The sequence below is a fragment of the Lysobacter sp. CA199 genome, from assembly GCF_052078715.1.
Lineage (GTDB): Bacteria > Pseudomonadota > Gammaproteobacteria > Xanthomonadales > Xanthomonadaceae > Lysobacter.
This window is the reverse complement of record NZ_JBQJIL010000010.1, coordinates 204,528-226,702: the sequence shown is the minus strand read 5'-3', so window position 1 is coordinate 226,702 and position 22,175 is coordinate 204,528. Positions and strand designations below refer to the sequence as shown.

The following is a 22,175-nucleotide window of genomic DNA, read 5'->3' as shown; positions in this document are numbered from 1 at the left end:
GCCAACCACATGCCGTCGGACCGACGCCCCATGGCATCCGGCACCCGCATGGCCGGACCTCGCTTTGCCGGACCCCGCTTTGCCGGACTGGTAGTCGGCCTGCTGGCCGGCATCAGCGCCGTGCACGCGGCGCCGCAGAAGGCACCGGCGGCGCCCGCCGTCCAGCCGCCGGCGACGCTGGCGGCCGTGCCCGCGGTCGCTCCGACGCCGAGCAACGATCCGTCCAAGCAGTTGCCGGGCACGATCTCGGTGGACAACATCGACTTCAAGCGCGGCGACGGCGGCTCCGGCAAGCTCATCGTGCGCTTCAGCGGCGAAGGCGCGCTGCCCGACATGCGCAGCCAGGGCTCGCAGGTGATGATCGACGTCGGCAACGCGAAGTTGCCGGCCTCGCTGCAGCGCCCGCTCAACGTCGCCGACTTCGCCACGCCGGTGCAGCGCATCGATGCGCGCACCAGCGGCACCGGCGCGCAACTGGTGCTCAACACCAGCGGCGCCTTCGACACCATGGCCTATCAGACCGGTCGCGACTACATCGTCGAGGTCGTGCCGCGCACGGCCCAGGCCGGTAATCGCGCCGTGGGCGCACCGGCCGGCAACGCCAAGCCGGGCGGCGCCGCGCCGACCTCGGGCACGATCAGCGGCCCGACCGCGGCCGGCCGCGCCTATGCGGGCCGTCCGGTGACGTTCAACTTCCAGGACGTGCCGGTGCGCACGGTGCTGCAGTTGGTCGCCGAAGAGTCCAACCTCAACATCGTCGCCGCCGACACCGTGCAGGGCAACGTGACCCTGCGTCTGGTCAACGTGCCTTGGGATCAGGCGTTGGATCTGGTGCTGCAGGCCAAGGGCCTGGACAAGCGCCGCAACGGCAACGTGGTCTGGGTCGCGCCGCAGGCCGAGGTCGCCAAGTACGAACAGGATCGCGAAGACGCGCGTATCGCGCTCGACAACCGCGTCGATCTGACCACCGAGTACATCCAGGTCAACTACCACAACGCCTCGCAGATCTATAAGGCGCTGACCGAGGCCAAGGGCATCGGCGGCTCCGGCGGCGGTACCGGTGGTGGAGAGAACGCCAGCGAGAACGGCTTCCTGTCGCCGCGCGGCCGCCTGGTCGCCGACGAGCGCACCAACACCCTGATGATCAGCGACATTCCGAAGAAAGTCGCGCAGATGAAGGAACTGATCCGGGTCATCGACCGTCCGGTCGACCAGGTTCTGATCGAGGCCCGCATCGTCATCGCCAACGAAAGCTTCGCTCGCGATCTGGGCGCGCGTTTCGGCGTCTCCGGCGCGAAGGACCGCTATATCACCAGCGGTACGCTGGAGAGCATCAACAACTATCGCAATACCGCGGCCAAGAACTCGTCGATCCGGAGCCAGGCAGACAGCCTGATCGACGATGCGATTGCCGCTGAAGCACGCAACGACATCAACAAGGGCACCGCGCTGCGCGATCAGGCCCGCTCGCTGCTGCAGACGCTCACCAACCCGGCCTTCCTGTTCCCGGCCAGCCTCAACAGCAACGTCGGCGTGCTCAATCCGGCCGGCGCGCTCGCGTTCACCATTCTCGGCAACTGGGTCAACCTGGACTTCGAGCTCAGCGCGATGCAGACCGAGGGTCGCGGCGAAGTGGTCTCCAATCCGCGCGTGGTCACCAGCAATCAGCGCGAGGCGGTCATCAGCCAGGGCCAGGAAGTCGGCTACGTGACCATCGCGCCGCAGCAGGGCGGCAACAGCATTCCGATCCCGAACGTGCAGTTCAAGGACGTGCTGATGGAGATGAAGGTCAATCCGACCATCACCAACGACGGCCGCGTGTTCCTGAACATGAACGTCAAGAAGGACGAGATCGAAGGCTTCATCGATACCTCGATCGGTCAGGTGCCGCAGATCAACAAGCGCAACATCAACACCGCGGTGTTGGTCGAGGACGGTCAGACCGTGGTGATCGGCGGCGTGTACGAGTTCCGCGATCGCACCGATCTGTCCAAGGTGCCGTTCCTGGCCGACATTCCGTTCCTCGGCAATCTGTTCAAGAAGAAGAGCCGCAGCAAGACCAAGGCCGAGCTGCTGATCTTCGTGACGCCGAAGATAATGAAGGTGAGCCAGCGCTGATCGAGGCGCCGGTTTCAGCAAAGGGGGCCTTCGGGCCCTCTTTGCATTTTTCAGGGAGTCGCTTGCGCATGGGACGCGTATCGTGGGCCGACCGACGCGGTTGCGGCCCTGGTTTCAAGCTCATCCTGTCGAGGCCAGGCCCGACGGACGCCGGCAGCTTGTTCAGCTTGCTGTGGCGACTTTTGCCTTCAGGCACTACCTTCGGCACTGCCTCATTCGCACGTCAGAGCGCCGAATGAAGCCGGTCGCTGCCCGGCCGGAGCACCGTTCACACCCCCGGCGTTGAACCTGGACCGCCGACTTCGGTCAAAATCGACCCCGTACCTCGTTCCGCCTCGCCCCGCTCGTCACTGGATACCGGATGGACCGCGCCCCCGAACTTGCCCAGCAACCCCGCCTCGCCGATGCCGAAATCGCTCACCTGCACGATGCGTTCAAGCGTTTGCGCGATGCGCTTTCGCTGGAGATCGTCGGTCAATCCGAGCTGATCGAACGCCTGCTCATCGCCTTGCTGGCCGACGGCCATCTGTTGGTGGAAGGCGCGCCCGGCCTGGCCAAGACCAGCGCGGTGCGCGCCTTGGCCGCGCGCCTGGAGGCCGACTTCGCCCGCGTGCAGTTCACCCCGGACCTGCTGCCCGCCGATCTGACCGGCACCGAAGTGTGGCGGCCGCAGGAAGGTCGCTTCGAGTTCCAGGCCGGACCGATCTTCCATCCGATCCTGCTCGCCGATGAAATCAACCGCGCGCCGGCCAAGGTCCAGTCGGCGTTGCTGGAGGCGATGGGCGAACGCCAGGTCACCGTCGGCCGCGCGACTTACGCCTTGCCGCCGCTGTTCCTGGTGATGGCCACGCAGAACCCGATCGAACAGGAAGGCACCTTCCCGCTGCCCGAGGCGCAGTTGGACCGTTTCCTCATGCACGTGCGCATCGGCTATCCGGAAGCGGCGGCGGAAACCGAGATCCTGCGTCTGGCGCGCGAACGCGCGCGGCAGACCCTCAAGGCGGTGACCGAACCGATCGCGCGAATGCCGCTGGCCGATGTCTATGCCGCGCGCACCGCGGTGCTGGATCTGCACGTGGCGCCGGCGGTGGAGCGTTATCTGGTGGAGATCGTCCTGGCTTCGCGCGACGCCGGGCGTTACGACGCCGCGTTGGCGCGTCGTATCGCCTGGGGCGCCAGCCCGCGCGGCTCGATCGCGCTGGAGCGTTGCGCGCGCGCGCATGCCTGGCTGGCCGGGCGCGATTTCGTCACTCCCGACGATGTCCGCGCGATCGCGCCGGACGTGTTGCGCCATCGCATCCTGCCCAGCTACGAGGCCACCGCGGAGGGTTGGGACGGCGACCGTCTGCTCGGCGAACTGCTCAAGAAAGTGCCGTTGCCTTGAGGCGGGGATTCGCAATCCGCGATTGGGGATGGGTAACAGCGGCGTTCGCGGCGGCGGATGCGTCGCCGGGAACGGAAACCGCGCGCTGTATGGACCGCAGCGGCACGAGTTGGAGTGAGATGGGTTGATGAGCGACGGCATCGTTCCGAGCTTGGCCGAACTGGTCGCTTTGCGCGCCGCCGTCAGCGGCCGGCGCAGCGCGCGCCTGGGCCGCCATGGGGTCAGCGGACAAGCGTTGTCGCCGTTGCGCGGACGCGGCATGGAATACGCCGAATCGCGCGAGTATTCGCACGGCGACGATGCGCGCCACATCGACTGGCGTCTGACCGCGCGCACCGGCCGCGCCCATACCAAATTGTTCCAGGCCGAGCGCGAGCGCTTGAGCCTGATCGTCGCCGACACCGCGCCGTCGCTGTATTTCGGCACCCGCGTGCGCTTCAAGTCGGTGCAGGCCGCGCGCGCCGGCGCGGTCGCGGCCTGGGCCGCGGCGCGCGACGGCGACCGCATCGCCGCCTTGCGCGGCAGCCTGCGCGAACCGCCGGTGACGCCGGGTTCCGGTCCGCGCGGAGCCCTGCGCGTGCTCGATGCGATGGTGCGCTGGTACAGCCAGCCGCCGGCAGAAGATGCGGGACTCGGGGTCGCGCTCGATCATGCCGCGCGCCTGCTGCGGCCCGGCTCGCGCCTGGTCGTGCTGGCCGATCCGGCCAGCGTCGCGGCGCTGCCGCAGCGGCGTTGGGCGGTGCTCGCCCAGCATCACGAAGTGATCGTGCTGCTGCTGACCGATCCGATCGAAACCCAGCCGCCGCGCGGGCCCTTGCCGTTCAGTCGCGATGGCCAGCGGCTCGAACTGGATCTGGGCGTGGACGCGCAACGTCAGCGTTGGCACGACAGCTTCGTCGCCCCGGTCGAGGTCGCGCTGGAAAAACTGCCGGTGCGCGGCGTGCGCGTGCAGGCCTTGTCGACGCAGGACGCCAGCGAATCCTGGCTGCCGCTGCTGGGCCGTGCGCGGCCGTTGGTGGCCTGATGGCCGCGCCGCTGGTTCTGCGCGACGTACACCTGCCGGCCGCGCCTTCGTGGTGGCCGTTGGCGCTGGGTTGGTGGGCGGTGATCGGTGCGGTTGCGATCGTGGCACTGGCCGCTTACCTCTGGTATCGCCGGCGCACGAAGCGTCGGCGCGAAATCGCGCAGGTGTTCGATCGCGCCTTGGCGCAGGCGGACACGCCGGCCGCGCAAGTGGCGGCGATGTCGGAACTGTTGCGCCGCGCCGCGCGCCGCCGAGACAGCCAGGCCGACCGCCTGCAGGGCGAGCAGTGGCTGGAGTTTCTCGATCGCGGCAGCAAACGCCGCGATTTCGCCGATGGCGGCGGCCGCCTGTTGCTCGACGGCGGTTACCGGCCCAGGGTCGATCCGGCCCAGGCCGCGGCGCTGCGCGAGATCGCGCGGCGCCGGTTCCTGCAATGGATGGGCGCGAACTGATGGCGTCGTTGTTGAGCGAATGGCGCGAACTGTTCGCCTGGCCGTGGCTGTTGGCCGCGTTGCCGTTGCCGCTGCTGGTGCGCTGGCTGTTGCCGGCCGTGCGCGACGGCTCGGCGGCGTTGAAGGTTCCGTTCGGCGCGCGCCTGGACGCGGTCGCCGCGGCCGGCGGGCGCAGCCTGCGTGGCGGCGGCGCCGGTACATTGGCGTGGATCGCCTGGGCGCTGCTGTGCCTGGCAGCGGCGCGGCCGCAGCAGCTGGGCGAGGCGATCCGACCGCCGCAGGTCGGCCGCGGCATGATGCTGGCGCTGGATCTATCGGGCAGCATGAGCGAGATCGACATGAGCCTGGGCCGTCAGCCGGTGGATCGGTTGACGGCGGCCAAGGCCGTGCTCGCCGACTTCCTCGACCGTCGTGTCGGCGATCGCATCGGTCTGGTGGTGTTCGGCAATCGCGCCTACGTGCTCGCGCCGTTGACCTTGGACCGCGACACCGTGCGCGACCAACTCAAGGACAGTCTGGTCGGACTGGCCGGCCAGGAGACCGCGATCGGCGAAGCCATCGGTCTGGCCGTGCGCCGTCTGCGCGAGCAACCCAGCGATGAGCGGGTGCTGATTCTGTTGACCGACGGCGTCAACACGCCCGGCACGCCCGATCCCAGCCGCGCCACCGAAATCGCGCGCGACGAAGGCGTGCGCATCCACACCATCGCCTTCGGCGGCGATGGGTCGATGTCGCTGTTCGGCATCAAGATTCCCACGCCGGGCGGCGGCGCCGAGGTCGACGAAAACGCCTTGCGCCGCATCGCCGAGCTCACCGGCGGCCGTTTCTTCCGCGCTCGCGACACCGGTGAGCTGGTCGGCATCTACGCCGAGATCAACCGTCTGGAACCGGTGCAGCGCCCGGGCAAGTCGGTGCGTCCTCGCATCGAGCGCTACGCTTGGCCGCTCGGCGGCGCGTTCGCGCTGGCCTTGCTCGCTTATCTGTGGCCGCGCCGGAGGAAAGCATGAATCCCTCGTCGTCGGCGGATCTTTTCGGCCATCTGGCGCCGTTGCTCTGGCTGCGGCCGCAGTGGTTGTGGGCGTTGTTGGCCTTGCCCGCGCTGGCTTGGTTGTGGCTGCGCCGCGGCCGGTTGAGCAATGTCTGGCGCGGTCGGGTCGACGCGCATCTGTTGCCGCATTTGCTCGAGTCCAGCAGCGATCGGCGTTCGCGCATCGCCGCGGTGGCGGCGGCGCTGGCGTATGTCGTCGCGGTGGTTGCCCTGGCCGGTCCCAGTTGGTCGCAGAGCGAGCAGCCGTTGTGGCAAGGGCGTACGCCGCTGGTGATCGCGCTGGATCTGTCCAGCCGCACTCTGGCCGCCGATCTGCCGCCGAGCCGTCTGGCCCAGGCCAAGGCCAAGTTGAGCTCGCTGCTGGCCCAGCGCAGCGGCGGCCAGATCGCCCTGGTGGTGTATGCCGACGATGCCTACACGGTCGCTCCGCTGACCGACGACCCGCGCAATCTTCAGGTGTTTCTCGATTCGCTGGCGCCCGACATCATGCCCGGCGACGGCCAGCGCGCCGATCGCGCGATCCAGTGGTCGGCGCGGCTGCTGCGCCAGGGCGGATTCGCGCGCGGGCAGATTCTGCTGATCACCGATCGCGCCGATCCACGCGAGCGCCGCGCCGCCGACGTCGCGGCCGACCAGGGTTACCGGGTATCGGTACTGGGACTGGGCAACAGTGCCGGCGCTCCGTTCCAGCGTCCCGACGGGCGCATCGTGATGGCGCGCCTGGACGTCGACTCCTTGCGCGCGTTGGCCGCCGAAGGCAAGGGACGCTATGAAGCGATCACCCGCGACGACAGCGATCTGCGCGCGCTCGGCGTGCTCGCGCCCGACAGCGCCGAGGTCGGCGCGCGCCAGGGCGAGAAGGGGCTGGCACGCGAAGACGACGGCTACTGGCTGCTGCCTGTGTTGATGTTGCTCGCGCTGTTCGCGTTCCGCCGTCGCAGCGGCGTCGCCGCGGTGGTCGTGCTGTGCTTGTGGCTGCCGATGGCGCCGGGCCACGCGCAGTCGTTGTGGCGGCGCGCCGATCAGGCCGCGCACGAGCGTATCGAACAGGGCAACCAGGCCTATCGCGCGGGCCGTTTCGAGCAGGCCGCCGGCCTGTATCAACGCGCCGACGGCGTCGATGCGCAGTACAACCTGGGCAACGCGCTGGCCCGTCAGCAGCAATACCCCGAAGCGATCCAGGCTTACGATCGCGCGCTCAAACTGCAGCCCGGCATGGCCGATGCGATCGCCAACAAGCGCGCGGTCGAGGAGGCGATGAAGCGCAAGCCGCCGCCGAGCGGCGAAGGGCAGAACGACAAATCGCCCAAGCCGAACGACGATCCGTCGCAGAGTCAGAAGCCCTCCGACGATTCCAAATCCAAGTCCGCCTCGGACAAGCCCGATCCGGACAAAGGCGATCCGAACAAGCCGTCGCAACCGTCCAAGGGCGATGGCGAGCCGAACGATGCCGGCCAACCGCCGCCGACCGATCCCGAAGCGCAGCGCAAGGCCGATGCCGCGCAGCGCGAACAAATGCAGCGCGAGCTGGAACGGCAGGCCAAGGAAAGCAAGGCCGGGCCCAAGGGCGAGCGCGAACCGGCGCGCACTCCGGCGCAACGCGAACGCAAGCTGGCCAACGACGCCTGGCTCAAGCGCGTGCCCGACGACCCGGGCGCGTTGCTGCGCGAAAAGTTCAAGATCGAGTACGCCCGGCGTCAGATGCAGCAGTTGAAAGGAGATTGAGGCCGATGCCGCGTTATTTGCTCAAACTCGCGTTGTGCGTGCTGCTGGCCGGCTTCAGCGCCGGCGCGTCGGCGCAAGTGCGCGCCTGGCTCGACCGCGACAGCATCCGCGCCGACGAAACGGTGACGTTGCGGGTGGAAACCAGCGAAATGCTCGGCGATCTGCCGGACTATGCGCCGCTGACCACGGATTTCTCGCTCAGCAACAGCGACATCGCGACGCGGATGGCGCCCGGCAACGGCGGCTTGATCGTGCACACCCGTTACACGATGACCTTGCGGCCGTTGCGCAGCGGACGCCTGGCGATTCCTTCGCTGCGGGTGGGGGGAGGGCGCACGCAACCGCTGACGCTGTACGTGCAGGCCGCACCCGCCGCGCCGGTCGAACAACCGCCCGCGCCGACCGGCGCCGACGTGTTCCTGGAAGTCATTCCCGACGACGACAACCCCTACGTGCAGCAGGCGGTGGGTTGGCTGGTGCGTCTGTACGCGGCGGTGCCCATCGCCAGCGGCAAGCTCGATCAGCCGGTGCCCGACGGCGCCTCGTTGATGAAGGTCGGCGACGACGCCCAGTACGAACGCAACCTCGGCGGACGCACCTACACCGTGGTCGAGCGCCGCTATCTGCTGGTGCCCGAACGCAGCGGACGGATGTCGGTGCCGGCGGCGGTGTTCGACGGCCGCAGCGCGCCGGGCCTGCTCGAACAGCTCACCGGCGACAGCGGTGCGCCGCAGCACGCGCGCGGCAAGGCGCGCACGCTCGACGTGCGGCCGGTGCCGGCCAACGCGGCGCAGCCGTGGTTGCCCTTGCGCAGCCTGGACCTGCGTTACCGCACCACGCCGCAACAACTGCGCATGGGCAACGCGGCCACCGTGGTGGTCGAGGCCACCGTGGACGGCGCCGGCCTGGCCCAGTTGCCGGATCTGCAGCTGCCGCCGATCGACGGAGTGCAGGTGTTCGCCGATCCGGTACAGGCCGACGAAAGTTTCGCCGCCGGCCGGCCGCGGGTGAAGTTGACCCGCAAGTTCTCGCTGGTGCCCTCGCGCGAGGGCACCGTGCGCCTGGAAGGCCTGCGCCTGGACTGGTGGGACGTCAACGCCGCCAGCGCGCGCACCGCCAGCCTGCCGCCGCTGAGCTGGACCGTCGCCTCGCCGACCGGCGTGGTGGCTCCTGGCGCGCCCAATCCGGCGGTCGCGGCCAGCGCCGGTTCCGCCGGCGGCGATCCGTCCGTCGCGGGTACCGCCAACGGGGCCACGGGCGCTCCAGCGGCGTTCTCCGGCAACGGCTGGGCGATCGCGGCCGGCTTGTTCGCGCTGCTGTGGCTGGCCACGTTGGTGTGGGCCCTGCATCTGCGCAGCCATCCGCAACGCGCGTTCGCCCAGGTCGATGCGGCGCCGGCCGCGGCCGGGCCGGCGTCGTTGCCCTTGAACATGCCGGCGCTGCGCCAGTTGATCGACACCGGCGATTTCGAACGCATCTCTGGCGTGTTGCGCGGTCTGGCCCGTCCGCCCGCGGCCGACGACGACGAGTTGGTTCAGCGGTTGGCCGATCCGGCCCAACGCGAAGCCGTACAAGCGCTGCGTCGCGCACGTTGGGGCGCTGGCGACGGCGTGGCCGCGCGCAATCTGTTGCGCGCCGCGTTCACCTCCCCGCCGCAATGGCGGCAATCGTCGGGCGAAGCGGCTTCGCCGTTGCCGCCGCTGTATCCGTCGCGTCAGTGATCGGGCTCTTTGTGGAAGCGGCTTGAGCCTCGACGCTTTCGGCTCGGATCGCCGAGAGCCGGGTGGAGAGCGTCGTGGCTGAAGTAAGCAAATGTCCTCCCTGCACAGGGCCGCCCGTACAAGGGCGGATGGCTCGGCCGGTGCAGCGCGTCGAGACTCCATCGTCCGGGCCGTCCCGACCCCCTGGTGTATCCTGCCGGTTGTTTTGGCCAGGCCGGATTCATGAGCGAAACCCTCACCTCGGGCAAGAAACTGCCGTTGCACTGGAAGATGGCGATCGGCTTCGCGGCCGGTCTGATCCTGGGGCTGATCGTTTATGCCGCCGGCATCGGCGGCGTGAGCTGGGCGCAATTGGCCGGCAACGCCTGCGCGGCGCCCGCCGCTGGCGCCGACCTGGGCTGGCAGTGCCGTCCGCTGCTGAAGCTGTTCACCGAGGTGATCACCGGCCCGGCCGGCGAAATCTTCCTGCGCCTGATCTTCATGTTGGTGATCCCGCTGCTGTTCTCGGCGCTGGTGATGGGTGTGAGCGAGATGGGCGATATCCGCTCCTTCGGCCGGGTCGGCTGGCGCACGCTCGGCCTGACCGTGATCATGTCCGGTCTGGCGGTGGTCCTGGGCCTGGTGATGGTCAACCTGTTCCAGCCCGGCGCCGGGGTCGATCCGGCCCAGGCCCAGCAGATGATGAGCGAGAACGCCGAGCGCGCGCAGAGCATCGTCAAGGGCAGCGCGGACGCGCCCAAGGGCATCCAGATGCTGGTGTCGATCGTGCCCAGCAACGTCATCCAGGCCGCTGCCGACGACGCGATCCTGGCGGTGATGTTCTTCGCCCTGATGATCGGCGTGGGCATGGTGTTGACCAAGTCCAAGGCCGTGGACACGCTGCGCGACGGCATCCAGGGCTTGTTCGATATTTCGATGACCCTGATCGGCCTGGTCATCAAGCTGGCGCCGTACGCGGTGTTCTGCTTCATGTTCAACCTGGCCTCGGCGTTCGGCTGGGATCTGCTGTTCAAGCTGGCCAAGTACGTGGCCGTGGTGGTCGCGGCCCTGGCGATCCATCTGTTCGTGGTCTACGCGCTGGCAATCAAGTTCATCGGCGGGCGTTCGCCGGTCGAGTTCTTCAAGGGCGTGCAGGAAGCGATGGTGCTGGCCTTCTCCACCGCGTCGAGCAACGCCACTCTGCCGACCGCGCTGCGCGTGGCCGAGGACGAACTCAAGTTGCCGCGGCGGGTGTCGCGTTTCGTGCTGACCGTCGGCGCGACCGCCAACCAGAACGGCACCGCGTTGTTCGAGGGCGTCACGGTGATCTTCCTGGCGCAGTTCTTCGGTGTCGATCTGACGCTCGGCCAGCAGGTGATGGTGATGCTGGTTTGCATCCTCGGCGGCATCGGTACCGCCGGCGTGCCTTCGGGCTCGCTGCCGGTGGTGGCGATGATCTGCGCGATGGTCAAGGTGCCGCCGGAGGGCATCGGCCTGATTCTCGGCGTCAACCATTTCCTCGACATGTGCCGGACCACGCTCAACGTCACCGGCGATATCGCCATCGCTGCGATGGTGTCTCGCGGGGTGGAAGATCCGCCGGCGGAGCAGTTGGCCGATTGACGAGGAGCCCGCCACCCGGCGGGCTTTTTTGTTGCTGCGATGCTTCCCTGTAGGAGCGGCGCGAGCCGCGACTGCGACAACTCCGCTACTGCGGCAGTTTCGGCGTAATTGCGTTGGCGCAGTCGCGGCTCGCGCCGCTCCTACAGGGGCGGCTGCGACGACGTGCCGATCCTGTCGTTTCGGCCACGGCCCATGGGCCCGAAAGCTGAATCCGCTGGTGCCCGATGGCTTCGGGGCGACACGGCCGTCCCGGGATGGGACAATGGCGGCTCTTCGCCGGTCCGGTCCGATCCGCTCACTCCCGGGCCCGGCTCTCGTTTCAGCCTTTCCGCCTCCAGCCGCAGACCCCCATGACGACGCCCAGCCGCCGCGACCTCGCCAACGCCATCCGATTCCTCGCCATCGACGCGGTGCAGGCCGCCAACTCCGGTCACCCGGGCATGCCGATGGGCATGGCCGATATCGCCGAGGTGCTGTGGAACGACTACCTCAGCCACAACCCGGCCGATCCGAAGTGGCTCAACCGCGACCGCTTCATCCTCTCCAACGGCCACGGCTCGATGCTGCAGTACGCGCTGTTGCACCTGTCCGGTTACGACCTGCCGATCGAGGAACTCAAGCATTTCCGCCAGCTGCATTCCAAGACGCCGGGGCATCCGGAGAACTTCGAAACGCCCGGCATCGAGACCACCACCGGTCCGCTCGGCCAGGGCTTCGCCAACGCGGTGGGCATGGCGCTGGCCGAGAAGTTGCTGGCGCAGCGCTTCAATCGCGAAGGCCACCACATCGTCGATCACCGCACCTGGGTGTTCATGGGCGATGGCTGCCTGATGGAAGGCATCTCGCACGAAGCCGCTTCGCTCGCCGGCACCTGGGGCCTGGGCAAGTTGGTCGCGTTCTGGGACGACAACAAGATCTCGATCGACGGCAACACCGACGGCTGGTTCACCGACAACACGCCGGCGCGTTTCGAAGCGTACGGCTGGCGGGTGATCCGCAACGTCAACGGACAGGACGCGGTTGAGATCAAGACCGCGATCGACACCGCGCTCAAGCACGGCGACAAACCGACCCTGATCTGCTGCCGCACCACCATCGGTTTCGGTTCGCCCGCCAAGGCCGGCAAGGAATCCTCGCACGGCGCGCCGCTGGGCAAGGACGAAATCGTCGCGACCCGCGCCGCGCTGGAATGGCCCTACGCCGAGTTCGAGATTCCGCAGGACATCTACGCCGGCTGGCGCGCGCGCGACCACGCCGCCGCCCAGCAGCAATGGCAGCAGGCGTTCGATGCCTACGCCGCGGAGTTCCCGACCGAGGCCGCCGAACTGCTGCGCCGCATCGTCGGCGAATTGCCGGAAGGCTTCGTCGATCAGGCCAACGCCTACATCGCCAAGTTGCAGGCCGACGGCCAGACCATCGCCTCGCGCAAGGCTTCGCAGATGGCGATCGAAACCTTCGCCCCGCTGCTGCCGGAATTGATCGGCGGCTCGGCCGACCTGGCCCATTCCAACCTGACTTTGTGGAAGGGCAGCAAGTCGGTCGCCAGCACCGATCCGAACGCCAACTATGTCTACTACGGCGTGCGCGAATTCGGCATGACCGCGATCAGCAACGGTCTGCAACTGCATGGCGGCTTCATCCCGTACGACGCGACCTTCCTGGTGTTCAGCGACTACGCGCGCAATGCCGTGCGCATGAGCGCGCTGATGGGCGCGCACGCGATCCACGTCTACACCCACGATTCGATCGGCCTGGGCGAAGACGGCCCGACCCATCAACCGGTCGAGCATCTGGCCTCGCTGCGCTACATCCCGCACAACGACGTGTGGCGTCCGTGCGACGCGGTCGAATCGGCGGTGTCCTGGAGCGCGGCGATCCAGCGCAAGGACGGCCCGAGCTGCCTGGTGTTCTCGCGCCAGAATCTGACCCATCAGCCGCGTTCGGAAGAACAGGTCGCGCAGATCGCGCGCGGCGGTTACGTGCTGCGCGACAGCGAAGGCGCGCCGGAGGTGATCCTGATCGCGACCGGTTCGGAAGTCGGTCTGGCGACCCAGGCCGCCGATGCGCTGAGCGCCGATGGCGTCAAGGTGCGCGTGGTGTCGATGCCGTCGACCGACGTGTTCGACCGTCAGCCGCAGGACTACCGCGAGTCGGTGCTACCTGACGCGGTGCGCAAGCGCGTGGCGATCGAAGCGGGCATCACCGACTTCTGGCGCAAGTACGTCGGCCTGGACGGCGAGGTGGTCGGCATCGACCGCTTCGGCGCGTCGGCGCCGGCGGAGGCCTTGTTCCCGTACTTCGGTTTCACTGTCGATCGCGTGGTGGCCACGGTGAAGAAGTTGGGTTGATCCGCTGGCGGATACGCCGGTGCGTCGGCGGCGGCGTGAGCGGATGGACATCGCAGGTGTGACAGAACGGGGGCGCATCGCGTCCCCGTTTTCTTTTGCGGTACGCATGGCAGCGCAGTCGTGCTTGTGGCTGCGCAGTAGGTGGTGCAGTCGGGGCTGAAGCCCCTCCCACAAAAGACTTCGCCGCTTTCGAGGTCTTTTGTGGGAGGGGCTTCAGCCCCGACTGCTACACAAGCCCGCGAAATTCCCCGATGCCGCGATAAGGCAACAGCCGACATCCTCAAAGAGGATGAGTCGGCAGTCTGGCGGCATGACAGCCGAACATCTCACTCCGGGCTATAGGGCCCTGCGCAGCGGCCGCTGGTCCGAATGCGGTCCGATCTATCTGGTCACCACGGTGTGCATTCGAAGGCGTCCGATCTTCGCCGATCCAGCACTCGCATCCATCGCCGCCGCCGCGATCGCCGACCCTGAAAAATGGTTGGGCGCGCGCTTGCTGTGTTGGGTCTTGATGCCCGACCACTGGCACGGACTGATCGAACTGCACAGCGATATCCGTCTGGAAAGCGTGATCGCCTCAATGAAAGGTCGCGCCGCACGAGCGGTGAATCGGGCATCGAATCGCAAAGGCCTGGTGTGGATGCCGGGCTTTCACGATCATGCTTTGCGCGAGGATGAGGACTTGGTGCATGCGGCCCGTTACATCGTGGCCAATCCAAAACGCGCCGGTCTGGTGCGGCGGATCAACGATTATCCGTATTGGGACGCGGTGTGGTTGGAGGAAAAGCGTCGGGGCTGAAGCCCCTCCCACAAAAGACCTCGAAGGCTCAGCGCTAAGCCATTTCCACAAAAGATCTCGAAGGCTCGGTGCTAAGGCCATTTTCAAAACAGACCTCGAAGGCGTCGGACGGGAAGCTCCTCCCACAACAGCCCTGGCTGTTTCGAGGTCTTTTGTGGGAGGGGCTTCAGCCCCGACGCTTTTCGATCAGCCCATTGCGCTGCTACGCAATCCCAGCGAGACCAGCCGGGCCTCGATGCGCTCGCCCAAGTTGGACGGTCGCTCCAGGCCCATGCGCTGCAGCGCTTCGCGATCCTCGCTGGCCGACGAGAACAGCGCCTGCATCACTGTACGCAACTTCGCCCCGCGCGTGGCCGTGTTCGCCTTCAACCATCCCAAGGCCTTGACCAGCCGTTGCTCGACTTCGGTGAAGTCGCTGCCTAGCGGATAGTCCGGCAACACCCCTTCGGCGCGGAACGCAGCCAGCTTCGCGCTCAGGGCCTCGGCGGTATTTTGACCGGCCACGTTCAGCATTGAACGCGGCATCTTGCCGCGCTCCATCGCCTGCCTCAGCAGCGAAGCCCGGAACGGATCGCCGGCGATGCCGGCCATCGCCTCGATGCAATCCTCATCGGTCTTGCCGCGCAGATCGGCGATGCCGTACTCGGTGATGTAGATATCGCGCAGATGGCGCGGAATGGTGGTCTGCGCGTAGTTCCAAACCACATTGGAGCGCACTTCGCCGCCGCTTTCGCGGGTCGCGCGCAGCATCAGCACCGAGCGCGCGTCGGGCAGGGCGTGCGCCATCGCCACGAAGTTGTACTGGCCGCCGACGCCGGAGACCACGCGGCCGTCGTCGAGCGTGTCCGATACCGCCGCGCCGAGCGCGGTGGCCATCATGCAACTGTTGAAAAAGCGCGCGTCGCGCCGTTGCAGACGCTCCAAAGTTTCGTTGCCGCCGTACAGCTCGTTGACCTCGCTGATCCGGCGCATGCTGATGCCGCGCTGTTGCTCCTCGGGCATGGCGCGCAGCCAATCGTAGAAATCCGGCGAGCCCAGATAGAAGCCGCCTTGCAGGAATTCGCCATCGCGCTCCAGACGCTGCAGGTGTTCCGCGCTGGCCTGGCCCTCGTGCAGGCGGCGCATGAGATCCAGATCGTCGACGACCTTGCGCTTGATCACGCCGACTTCGACCAGGCGGCGGAAGCCTTCGTTGATCATTTCGGAACAGCCAAAAAGCCCAACGCTAAAGGGTCCAAGCGGCGCAACTGTCGCCTTCGTGTTATTGCCACGACGCAAGTCAACATCTCCCGAAGCGCCACCAACCGGCGCAACCTTCACCCCCAACGCCTCGATCACCCGCAAATACGCCGTATTGTCGGTATGCCGCAGCGCCAGCGCATGACACAGCGCGTCGGCCAGCGTGCCGATGCCGATCTGCAGCGTGCCGCCGTCGCGCACCAAGGTGCTGGCGTAGAAACCGATCGCGTAATCGGCGTCGCTGACCGGTTGGCGCGGCAGGCCGAACAGCTTCGGATGCGGGCCCGGCGGCGAGACGATCGCGTCGAAGAACGTGTCTTCGACCGTGGCGCTGCCGCCCAGCCACGGCAGGTGCGGATCGATTTCGGCGATCAGCAGCGGCCGCGGCAGACCGCGCGCGACGATCGCGTCGACCGCATCGAAGGTCAGATCGGTATTGCACGACAACGACAGACGCGTGCCGCCGGTCGGATCGGCCGCGACTTTCTGCACGATCGCATTGACTCCGCGGTCGGCCAGCGCGCGCGCGACGTGGGTGTAGTTGAGACTGGCATAACGGCGTTGCGCCGCCACCGCGTTGAGCAGCGCACCCGATTGCAGATAGAACTCCTCGATCTCGATGTGCGCGGGCAGCGTGTTGCGCTTGAGCGCCTGCACATAGCGCAAGCGCGGGAAATCCTCACCGAAATGGCGCTGCGCGAACGGCCCGATGAAGCGGCCTTCCAGGCCCTTGCCCGCGCCGGGCGGATCCAGCGACAGCGCGGTGTACAGATGCAGCGGCCGTTGGGTATCGCGCTCGGCGCGTTCGTACAAAGCGTTGAGCAGGCGGTGCGGCTTGCCCAGGCCGAGCGGCGCGCCGACGTGCAGGGCGCCGTCGAGACGCTGGTAAAGAAAATCGACGGCGTCGGCCAGGGATTGGAAGCGGGCGGGTTCGTTCATGCGACCAGTATCTCAATCCGGGCAAATCGGTGCTTGCAATTTTCATTTACACGCGTAATCTGATGAAAAATTACGGATGTAAACGATGCGGATCAGCGAAGCCGAGTCGGTGGTGATGGATGTGCTGTGGCAGCGCCATCCGCTGAGCGCGGAGGAGGTGGTCGCCGCGCTCGCCGACAGCCAGTCCTGGCAGGAGCCGACGGTCAAGACCTTGCTCAACCGTTTGTTGAATAAAGGCGCCATTCGCGCCGACAAGGAAGGGCGGCGTTATCTCTACGCGCCGGTGCTCAAGCGCGAGGATTGGGTGCTGGACGAAAGCCAGGGCTTGCTGGAGCGCTTATTCGGCGGACGCGTGGCGCCCTTGGTTGCGCATTTCAGCGAGCACCGCAAGCTCAGCCGCAAGGACATCGCCGAGCTGCGCAAACTGCTGGAGGAGCTCGACGATGACCCGCGCTGAGTGGATCGCAGTTTTGCTGGAAACCAGCTTGGCGATGAGCGCAGCCGTCGTGGCGGTATTGCTGGTGCGACGGCCGTTGCGGCGATGGTTCGGCGCGGGCGTGGCTTATTCGGCGTGGTGGATCGTGCCCGCGACGATGCTGGCGGGTCATCTGCCGGTGTCTTCGCACGCCGTGTCGCCGCTGGCGCAGGGGTACTGGTCGCTGGACATCGCCGGCGCTGCGCGCGTCGATACCGCCGCGACGATGACTGCGAACGGCGGCACCTGGACGATAGCGATGTGGCTGCTCGGCACGGTCGCGGCCGGGGCGTGGATGGCCCGGCGACAGCGGCGATTCCGCGCCTCGCTCGGACGGCTGGTTGTTCATCGCGACGGATGTCTGCGATCGCAATGCGATGTCGGACTGCCCGCGGTGATCGGCCTGTGGCGGCCCGCGATCGTCCTGCCGCCGGATTTCGAACATCGTTACGACTCGCAACAACGCGAACTGATTCTGGCCCACGAGCGCGTGCATCTGGCGCGAGGCGATCTGCGGCTCAACGCGCTCGTCGCAGTGGTGCGCTGCGTGTTCTGGTTCAACCCCTTATTGCATTACGCCGCCGCGCGCTTCCGCCACGATCAGGAATTGTCCTGCGATGCGCGGGTGATCGCGCGGCATCCCGGCGCGCGCCGCGCCTACGCACAGGCCATGTTCACCACTCAGCTCGCGGCGCAGGCCACGCCGTTGGGCTGTCATTGGGGTCACCCCCATCCTTTGCAGGAGCGAATCCAAATGTTGAAGCGAAATACGAGTACGCCGTTGCGCCGCAGGGTCGGCATCGTCGCGGTGACGGCCTTGGCGTGTGCTGCGGGCGCCGTGGCCTGGGCCGCGCAACCGGCACCGCCCGCGAGCGCAGCGACGCCGGGTACGGTGATGATGGAGTTCGTCGCCGAGGCCGGCGGCCACGAGCGGCGTTTCACGCAGATCGAGCCGGTGGGACAAGCGTTTTCGATCCGCGATGCCGGCGGCGACGCGCGGTGGACCATCGACGGCGTGGCCACGGTCGGCGAGGACAAAGCCTTGTATACGGCTTCGACTCGCGACACGGTCTGGTTGGCGATGACGCTGCGCAAGGACGGCGAGGTGGTCGGTACGCCCAAAATAGCGGTGAAAAGCGGCGGCACCGCGCGCGTGAGCCACGGCGGCAAGCCCGGTGCCGGCCGTGCCGATCTGGAATTGCAGATCAAGCTGACCGCGGCGCAGGCGCTGTCCGCGCAAAGCACCGCGGCGAGATAGGGCGATTGCGGCCGATGCCGCGGCATCGGTTGCCGCATCAATCGATGGTGTGCACTTCGTCGGCGATACGCCGCACTTCATCGGGGTAGTGGCTGACGTAGATCATCGGCAACGAGGTCTCGTCGCGCACGCGTTGCAGGTACGGCAGCAGTTCGTCGCGGCGGTTCATGTCGAGCATCGACAAGGGTTCGTCGAGCAGCAGGATGCGCGGCTGCGAGAGCAACGCGCGGCCCAGCGCGATGCGTTGCATTTCGCCGCCCGACAATCCGGCGGTGCCGCGCGTGAGCAGCGAGCCGATGCCCAACAGTTCGACGATCGCGCCGAGTTCGAATCGGGTGTCGCGCGCGGCCTCGCCGTGCAGGCCGTAGAGCAGGTTGCCGCGCACGTCCAGATGCGGGAACAAGCGCGCGTCCTGGAACACGTAGCCGATCCGGCGCCGGTGCGCGGGCAGATCCACCCGCGCGGCGCTGTCGAACAGGCGACGGCCGGCGATTTCGATGTGTCCGCGGCTCGGGCGCAGCAGACCGGCGATGGCGTGCAGCAACGAGGTCTTGCCGGCGCCGGAATCGCCGACGACGGCGATCACCCGTTGCCGGCTGCGGATCGAGAATCCGCGCTGGAATCCGCCGCGGCGCAGTTGGATGTTGATATCGAAACCGTACGCGCCGTCGACCGCGTTCGTCATCGCTGCGCTCCCGCGCGCTGGCGCTGCACCAGCCACTCGGAGGCGAATACTGCGGCGAAGGAGATCGCGACCGCGACCAGCGCCAGGCGCAGCACGCCCGATTCGGCGCCGGGCGTCTGCATCAATCCCCAGATCGCCGAAGACAGGGTTTGGGTTTCGCCGGGGATGTTGGAGACGAAGGTGATCGTCGCGCCGAACTCGCCCAACGCCTTGGCGAAGCACAGCACCGCGCCGGCCATCAATCCCGGCCACGCCAGCGGCAGGGTCACGCCGAAGAACACCCGCCACGGATTGGCGCCCAGCGTGGACGCGGCCTGTTCCAGGCGCCGGTCGACATTCTCGATCGACAGGCGGATCGCGCGCACCATCAGCGGGAACCCCATGATCGCGCTGGCCAGCGCCGCACCGGTCCAGCGGAACGCGATGCTGATGTGCAGGTACTCCGACAGGAAGCGGCCGATCGGTCCTTGCGAACCGAACCCGATCAGCAGCGCGTAACCGGTGACCACCGGCGGCAACACCAACGGCAGATACATCAGCGTGTCGAGCAGCAACTTGCCGGGAAAACGCACGCGCGCCAGCAGCCAGCCCATCGCCACGCCGAACGGCAGGCTGCACAGCGTCGCCACGCCGGAGACCTTCAGGCTGAGTGCGATCGCGGTGAGTTCGGCGGGACTGAAGTCGGGCATCGGCGGCGCGCGTCGGGTCTGCGGAGGTAGGGTGTCAGGGCAGCGGCGCGAAACCGCGGCGGCGGAAGATCGCGCTGGCGTCCTTGGAATGCAGCCACTGCGCGAACGCGGCCGCGCCCGGATGCTTGCCCGGCTTGATCACCGCCACCGGATACACGATGGCCGGATGGGTATCGGCCGGGAACGTCGCCAACACGCGCACGTTCGGTTCGGCCTGCGCGTCGCTGCCGTAGACCACGCCCAGCGGCGCTTCGCCGCGCGCGACCAGCATCAGCGCGGCGCGCACGTTTTCGGCTTCGGCGACCTTGGGCTGCAGTTGGTCCCACACGCCCAACGAAGTGAACGCTGCGCGCGCGTACTTGCCGGCCGGAACGCTCGCGGTCAGCGCCAGCGCCATGCGCCCTTCGCCGAGCAGCGGCAACAGCTTCACCCCGGGCTTGAGCGCGACCGGCTTGGCGGCGCTGGTCTTGGGCGCGATCAGCACCAAGGTGTTGCCGAGCAGATTGCGGCGGCTGGATTCGTCGATCAGCTTGCGTTCTTGCAGGTAGTCCATCCAGTCCAGGTCGGCCGAGAAGAACACGTCGGCCGGCGCGCCTTGTTCGATCTGGCGGGCGAGCGCGGAGCTGGCGGCGTAGGACACGCGCACCGTCTGGCCGGTGGCCTTTTGGTAGGCCGCGGAGGCTTCGTCGAGCGATTCCTTGAGGCTGGCGGCGGCGAACACGGTCAGCGGCTCGGCCGTGGCTTGCGCAGGTGTCTGCGCGGGCGCCGCGAGGGCGGTGACGATGAGACCGAGGGCGCACACGGCGCCGAGGATGCGACGACGGATCGGATTCATGCGGGGACCTGATAGGGACGTGGTGAGGTAGGACGAGAGTAGCGCGAAGCGGGAGGCGGTGAAGCTGCGGTGGGTTTCGCTGGCGTCGGAACGGAAGGCGTCGGGCCTGAAGGCCCTCCCACAAAAGACTTCGAGCTGGCGACGGAGGCGAGTGTTCGAGCAGGTGGTGGTTGAACACGACAACTAAGCTAAAGCCGCATTTCTCCCTCTGCCGCTTGCGGGAGAGGGTCGGGGTGAGGGTGATGAGCGCCGCAGGCGCGAATGCTCTCGCATGGATTCCCGCGACTGTCCGCGAATCGCAGCCTCAAGTCGCATCCACCACCCGAATCGATTCGACCTGCTTCACCCAGCGCGCCGGCCGCGACTCGCCCGGCGCGATCAGCCGCCACGGACCGTCTTCGGCGGGCACGGCGGCGCCGTTGCAGCGACGGGTCAGTACGACCTGGCGATTGCCGAGGCTGGGGTCGAGTTCGGCCAGCGAGAACGCCGCGCGATAGCCGTCGCGTGCGCGCACGACGACGACCCGCGCCAACTGCGCCCCGCGCAGGGGCTCGGCCGGCATCGCGCCGCTGGCGCGCAGCAGCTCGTGCAGCGCGACGCCTTCGCAGCTGAGCTTGCGGCCGTGCGCCTCGCCCTGGGCCTGGATTTGCGGCAGGCGTGCGATCAACGCCGGATCGAGCTCGACTTCGACCGGACCGAGCGGCGCGGCGGGTTGCGCCGTCGCGTGCCGGTGCGGCGTTTGCGCTTGTACGGCGCCGGCCGCGAAAGCGAGCGCGAGAATCCATCCGAGCGGACGAGCTTTCATGAGCGATTCCTTCATGAGCGATTCCTCGATGGGCGGGATCAGAATTGATCGAGCGGCAACTTGAGATAACGCACGCCGTTGGCTTCCGGTTTCGGCAGCGCGCCGCCTTGCAGGTTCACCTGCAAGGCCTGCAGGATCAAGGCCGGTACCGCCAGAGTCGCATCGCGCGCTTCGCGCAGCGCGACGAATTCGGCTTCGCCGGTATCGGCGCGGACGTGGATGTTGCCGCGCTTCTGTTCGCCGATGGTGGTTTCGCAAGCCGCCTCGCGGCCGTCTTTGCCGTAGTCGTGACACACGAATACGCGCGTGGCCTCGGGCAGGCGGTACAGGCGCTGGATCGAATGGAACAGCATCGCCGCATCGCCGCCGGGAAAATCGCAGCGCGCGGTGCCGCTGTCGGGCAGGAACAGCGAGTCGCCGGTGAACAGCGCCTCGCCGATCAGGTAGGCCAGGCTGTCCTGGGTATGGCCCGGCACCGGGACGATCCGCGCTTGCAGCTTGCCGATTGTAAAACGCTCGTCGTCGTCGAACAGGCGATCGAACGCGCCCGCGCCGGTCTCGTCGGACAGACCGAACACCGGCGCGAACATGCGCCGTACCTCGCCGATGCGCCGGCCGATGGCCAGCAGCGGCGCGTGGCCGTGTTCGCGCTCGAGCCGTTCGCGCAACGCATGCGCGGCGCTGAGGTGATCGGCGTGGGCGTGGGTTTCCAGCAGCCATTCCACTCGCAGGCCGTCGGCGCGGACGCGCTCAAGCAACTGGGCGGCGCTGTCGAGCGAGGTGCGGCCCGAACGCGCGTCGAAATCGCGCACTGGATCGACGATTGCGGCGGCGCGGGTCGCCGGATCAATCACCAGATACGACCAGGTGCCGGTGTCGCGATGATGGAACGGCACCACCCGCGGCGCGGGGCCTGTGCTCGGATCGGAAAACGGCGGGTCGGCGGACGGTGAACTGGCGGACGGCATGCGATCTCCTGGCGATGTCCGGCCGGCGGTGCCGGCGCGGATAGGGCGGGGTCCGCCGCGC

General features: G+C 67.7%; 18 protein-coding genes. 12 read left to right on the top strand and 6 right to left on the bottom strand.

Features of this window, described 5'->3' with window-relative positions; genetic code table 11:
- The first annotated feature begins 30 nt into the window (after positions 1 to 30).
- The 10 genes from ACTOWJ_RS19540 to ACTOWJ_RS19495 all read left to right on the top strand — a co-directional run bounded on the left by ACTOWJ_RS19540 (position 31) and on the right by ACTOWJ_RS19495 (position 14,221).
- The gene (locus ACTOWJ_RS19540) at positions 31 to 2,118 is read left to right on the top strand and encodes a type IV pilus secretin PilQ (RefSeq protein WP_441336288.1); all 2,088 of its coding nucleotides are present in this window, start codon (positions 31 to 33) and stop codon (positions 2,116 to 2,118) included.
- Between the two features lie 361 nt (positions 2,119 to 2,479).
- Positions 2,480 to 3,502, top strand: a complete 1,023-nt coding sequence (locus tag ACTOWJ_RS19535; protein WP_441336287.1) for an AAA family ATPase — start codon at positions 2,480 to 2,482, stop codon at positions 3,500 to 3,502.
- A 127-nt stretch (positions 3,503 to 3,629) separates the two neighbouring features.
- The gene (locus tag ACTOWJ_RS19530) at positions 3,630 to 4,526 is read left to right on the top strand and encodes a DUF58 domain-containing protein (protein ID WP_441336286.1); all 897 of its coding nucleotides are present in this window, start codon (positions 3,630 to 3,632) and stop codon (positions 4,524 to 4,526) included.
- Positions 4,526 to 4,978: a DUF4381 domain-containing protein gene (locus tag ACTOWJ_RS19525; protein ID WP_441336285.1), complete on the top strand. Its 453-nt coding sequence runs from the start codon at positions 4,526 to 4,528 to the stop codon at positions 4,976 to 4,978. The genes ACTOWJ_RS19530 and ACTOWJ_RS19525 overlap by 1 nt, the downstream gene beginning before the upstream one ends.
- Positions 4,978 to 5,985, top strand: coding sequence for a vWA domain-containing protein (locus ACTOWJ_RS19520; RefSeq protein ID WP_441336284.1), 1,008 nt, complete (start codon positions 4,978 to 4,980; stop codon positions 5,983 to 5,985). Before ACTOWJ_RS19525 ends, ACTOWJ_RS19520 begins: the two co-directional genes overlap by 1 nt.
- Complete coding sequence (locus ACTOWJ_RS19515) at positions 5,982 to 7,751, top strand: VWA domain-containing protein (RefSeq protein ID WP_441336283.1); 1,770 nt, start codon at positions 5,982 to 5,984, stop codon at positions 7,749 to 7,751. The genes ACTOWJ_RS19520 and ACTOWJ_RS19515 overlap by 4 nt, the downstream gene beginning before the upstream one ends.
- Before the next feature lie 5 nt (positions 7,752 to 7,756).
- Positions 7,757 to 9,472, top strand: a complete 1,716-nt coding sequence (locus ACTOWJ_RS19510) for a BatD family protein (protein ID WP_441336282.1) — start codon at positions 7,757 to 7,759, stop codon at positions 9,470 to 9,472.
- Between the two features lie 222 nt (positions 9,473 to 9,694).
- A complete protein-coding gene (locus tag ACTOWJ_RS19505; protein WP_441336281.1) occupies positions 9,695 to 11,074 on the top strand; it encodes a dicarboxylate/amino acid:cation symporter in 1,380 nt (459 codons plus the stop codon).
- 350 nt (positions 11,075 to 11,424) lie between these two features.
- Entirely contained in the window at positions 11,425 to 13,422 is a 1,998-nt protein-coding gene (gene tkt / locus ACTOWJ_RS19500) for a transketolase (RefSeq protein WP_441336280.1), read from the top strand.
- A gap of 310 nt (positions 13,423 to 13,732) precedes the next feature.
- Positions 13,733 to 14,221 (top strand): REP-associated tyrosine transposase, encoded by a 489-nt coding sequence (locus ACTOWJ_RS19495; protein WP_441336279.1) that lies wholly within the window; start codon positions 13,733 to 13,735, stop codon positions 14,219 to 14,221.
- 186 nt (positions 14,222 to 14,407) lie between these two features.
- Here the strand turns inward: ACTOWJ_RS19495 and ACTOWJ_RS19490 are convergent, their stop codons facing one another.
- Positions 14,408 to 16,399: an acetyl-CoA hydrolase/transferase C-terminal domain-containing protein gene (locus ACTOWJ_RS19490; RefSeq protein ID WP_441336278.1), complete on the bottom strand. Its 1,992-nt coding sequence runs from the start codon at positions 16,397 to 16,399 to the stop codon at positions 14,408 to 14,410.
- 85 nt (positions 16,400 to 16,484) lie between these two features.
- Between ACTOWJ_RS19490 and ACTOWJ_RS19485 the strand changes: the two genes are divergently transcribed.
- Together ACTOWJ_RS19485 and ACTOWJ_RS19480 are read left to right on the top strand one after the other, a co-directional pair.
- On the top strand, positions 16,485 to 16,856 hold the full coding sequence (locus tag ACTOWJ_RS19485; protein ID WP_441336277.1) for a BlaI/MecI/CopY family transcriptional regulator: 372 nt from the start codon (positions 16,485 to 16,487) through the stop codon (positions 16,854 to 16,856).
- Positions 16,843 to 18,132, top strand: coding sequence for a M56 family metallopeptidase (locus tag ACTOWJ_RS19480; RefSeq protein ID WP_441336276.1), 1,290 nt, complete (start codon positions 16,843 to 16,845; stop codon positions 18,130 to 18,132). Before ACTOWJ_RS19485 ends, ACTOWJ_RS19480 begins: the two co-directional genes overlap by 14 nt.
- 37 nt (positions 18,133 to 18,169) lie before the next feature.
- Here the strand turns inward: ACTOWJ_RS19480 and ACTOWJ_RS19475 are convergent, their stop codons facing one another.
- The 5 genes from ACTOWJ_RS19475 to ACTOWJ_RS19455 all read right to left on the bottom strand — a co-directional run bounded on the left by ACTOWJ_RS19475 (position 18,170) and on the right by ACTOWJ_RS19455 (position 22,114).
- Positions 18,170 to 18,817 carry an ATP-binding cassette domain-containing protein gene (locus ACTOWJ_RS19475; protein ID WP_441336275.1) on the bottom strand — a complete coding sequence of 216 codons (648 nt, stop codon included), beginning with the start codon at positions 18,815 to 18,817 and terminating at the stop codon, positions 18,170 to 18,172.
- The gene (gene modB, locus ACTOWJ_RS19470) at positions 18,814 to 19,506 is read right to left on the bottom strand and encodes a molybdate ABC transporter permease subunit (RefSeq protein ID WP_441336274.1); all 693 of its coding nucleotides are present in this window, start codon (positions 19,504 to 19,506) and stop codon (positions 18,814 to 18,816) included. Before modB ends, ACTOWJ_RS19475 begins: the two co-directional genes overlap by 4 nt.
- Before the next feature lie 34 nt (positions 19,507 to 19,540).
- The gene (gene modA, locus ACTOWJ_RS19465) at positions 19,541 to 20,341 is read right to left on the bottom strand and encodes a molybdate ABC transporter substrate-binding protein (RefSeq protein ID WP_441336273.1); all 801 of its coding nucleotides are present in this window, start codon (positions 20,339 to 20,341) and stop codon (positions 19,541 to 19,543) included.
- Between the two features lie 304 nt (positions 20,342 to 20,645).
- Positions 20,646 to 21,146 carry a molybdopterin-dependent oxidoreductase gene (locus tag ACTOWJ_RS19460; RefSeq protein ID WP_441336272.1) on the bottom strand — a complete coding sequence of 167 codons (501 nt, stop codon included), beginning with the start codon at positions 21,144 to 21,146 and terminating at the stop codon, positions 20,646 to 20,648.
- 38 nt (positions 21,147 to 21,184) lie between these two features.
- Positions 21,185 to 22,114, bottom strand: coding sequence for an MBL fold metallo-hydrolase (locus ACTOWJ_RS19455; RefSeq protein WP_441336271.1), 930 nt, complete (start codon positions 22,112 to 22,114; stop codon positions 21,185 to 21,187).
- Positions 22,115 to 22,175: the final 61 nt, after the last annotated feature.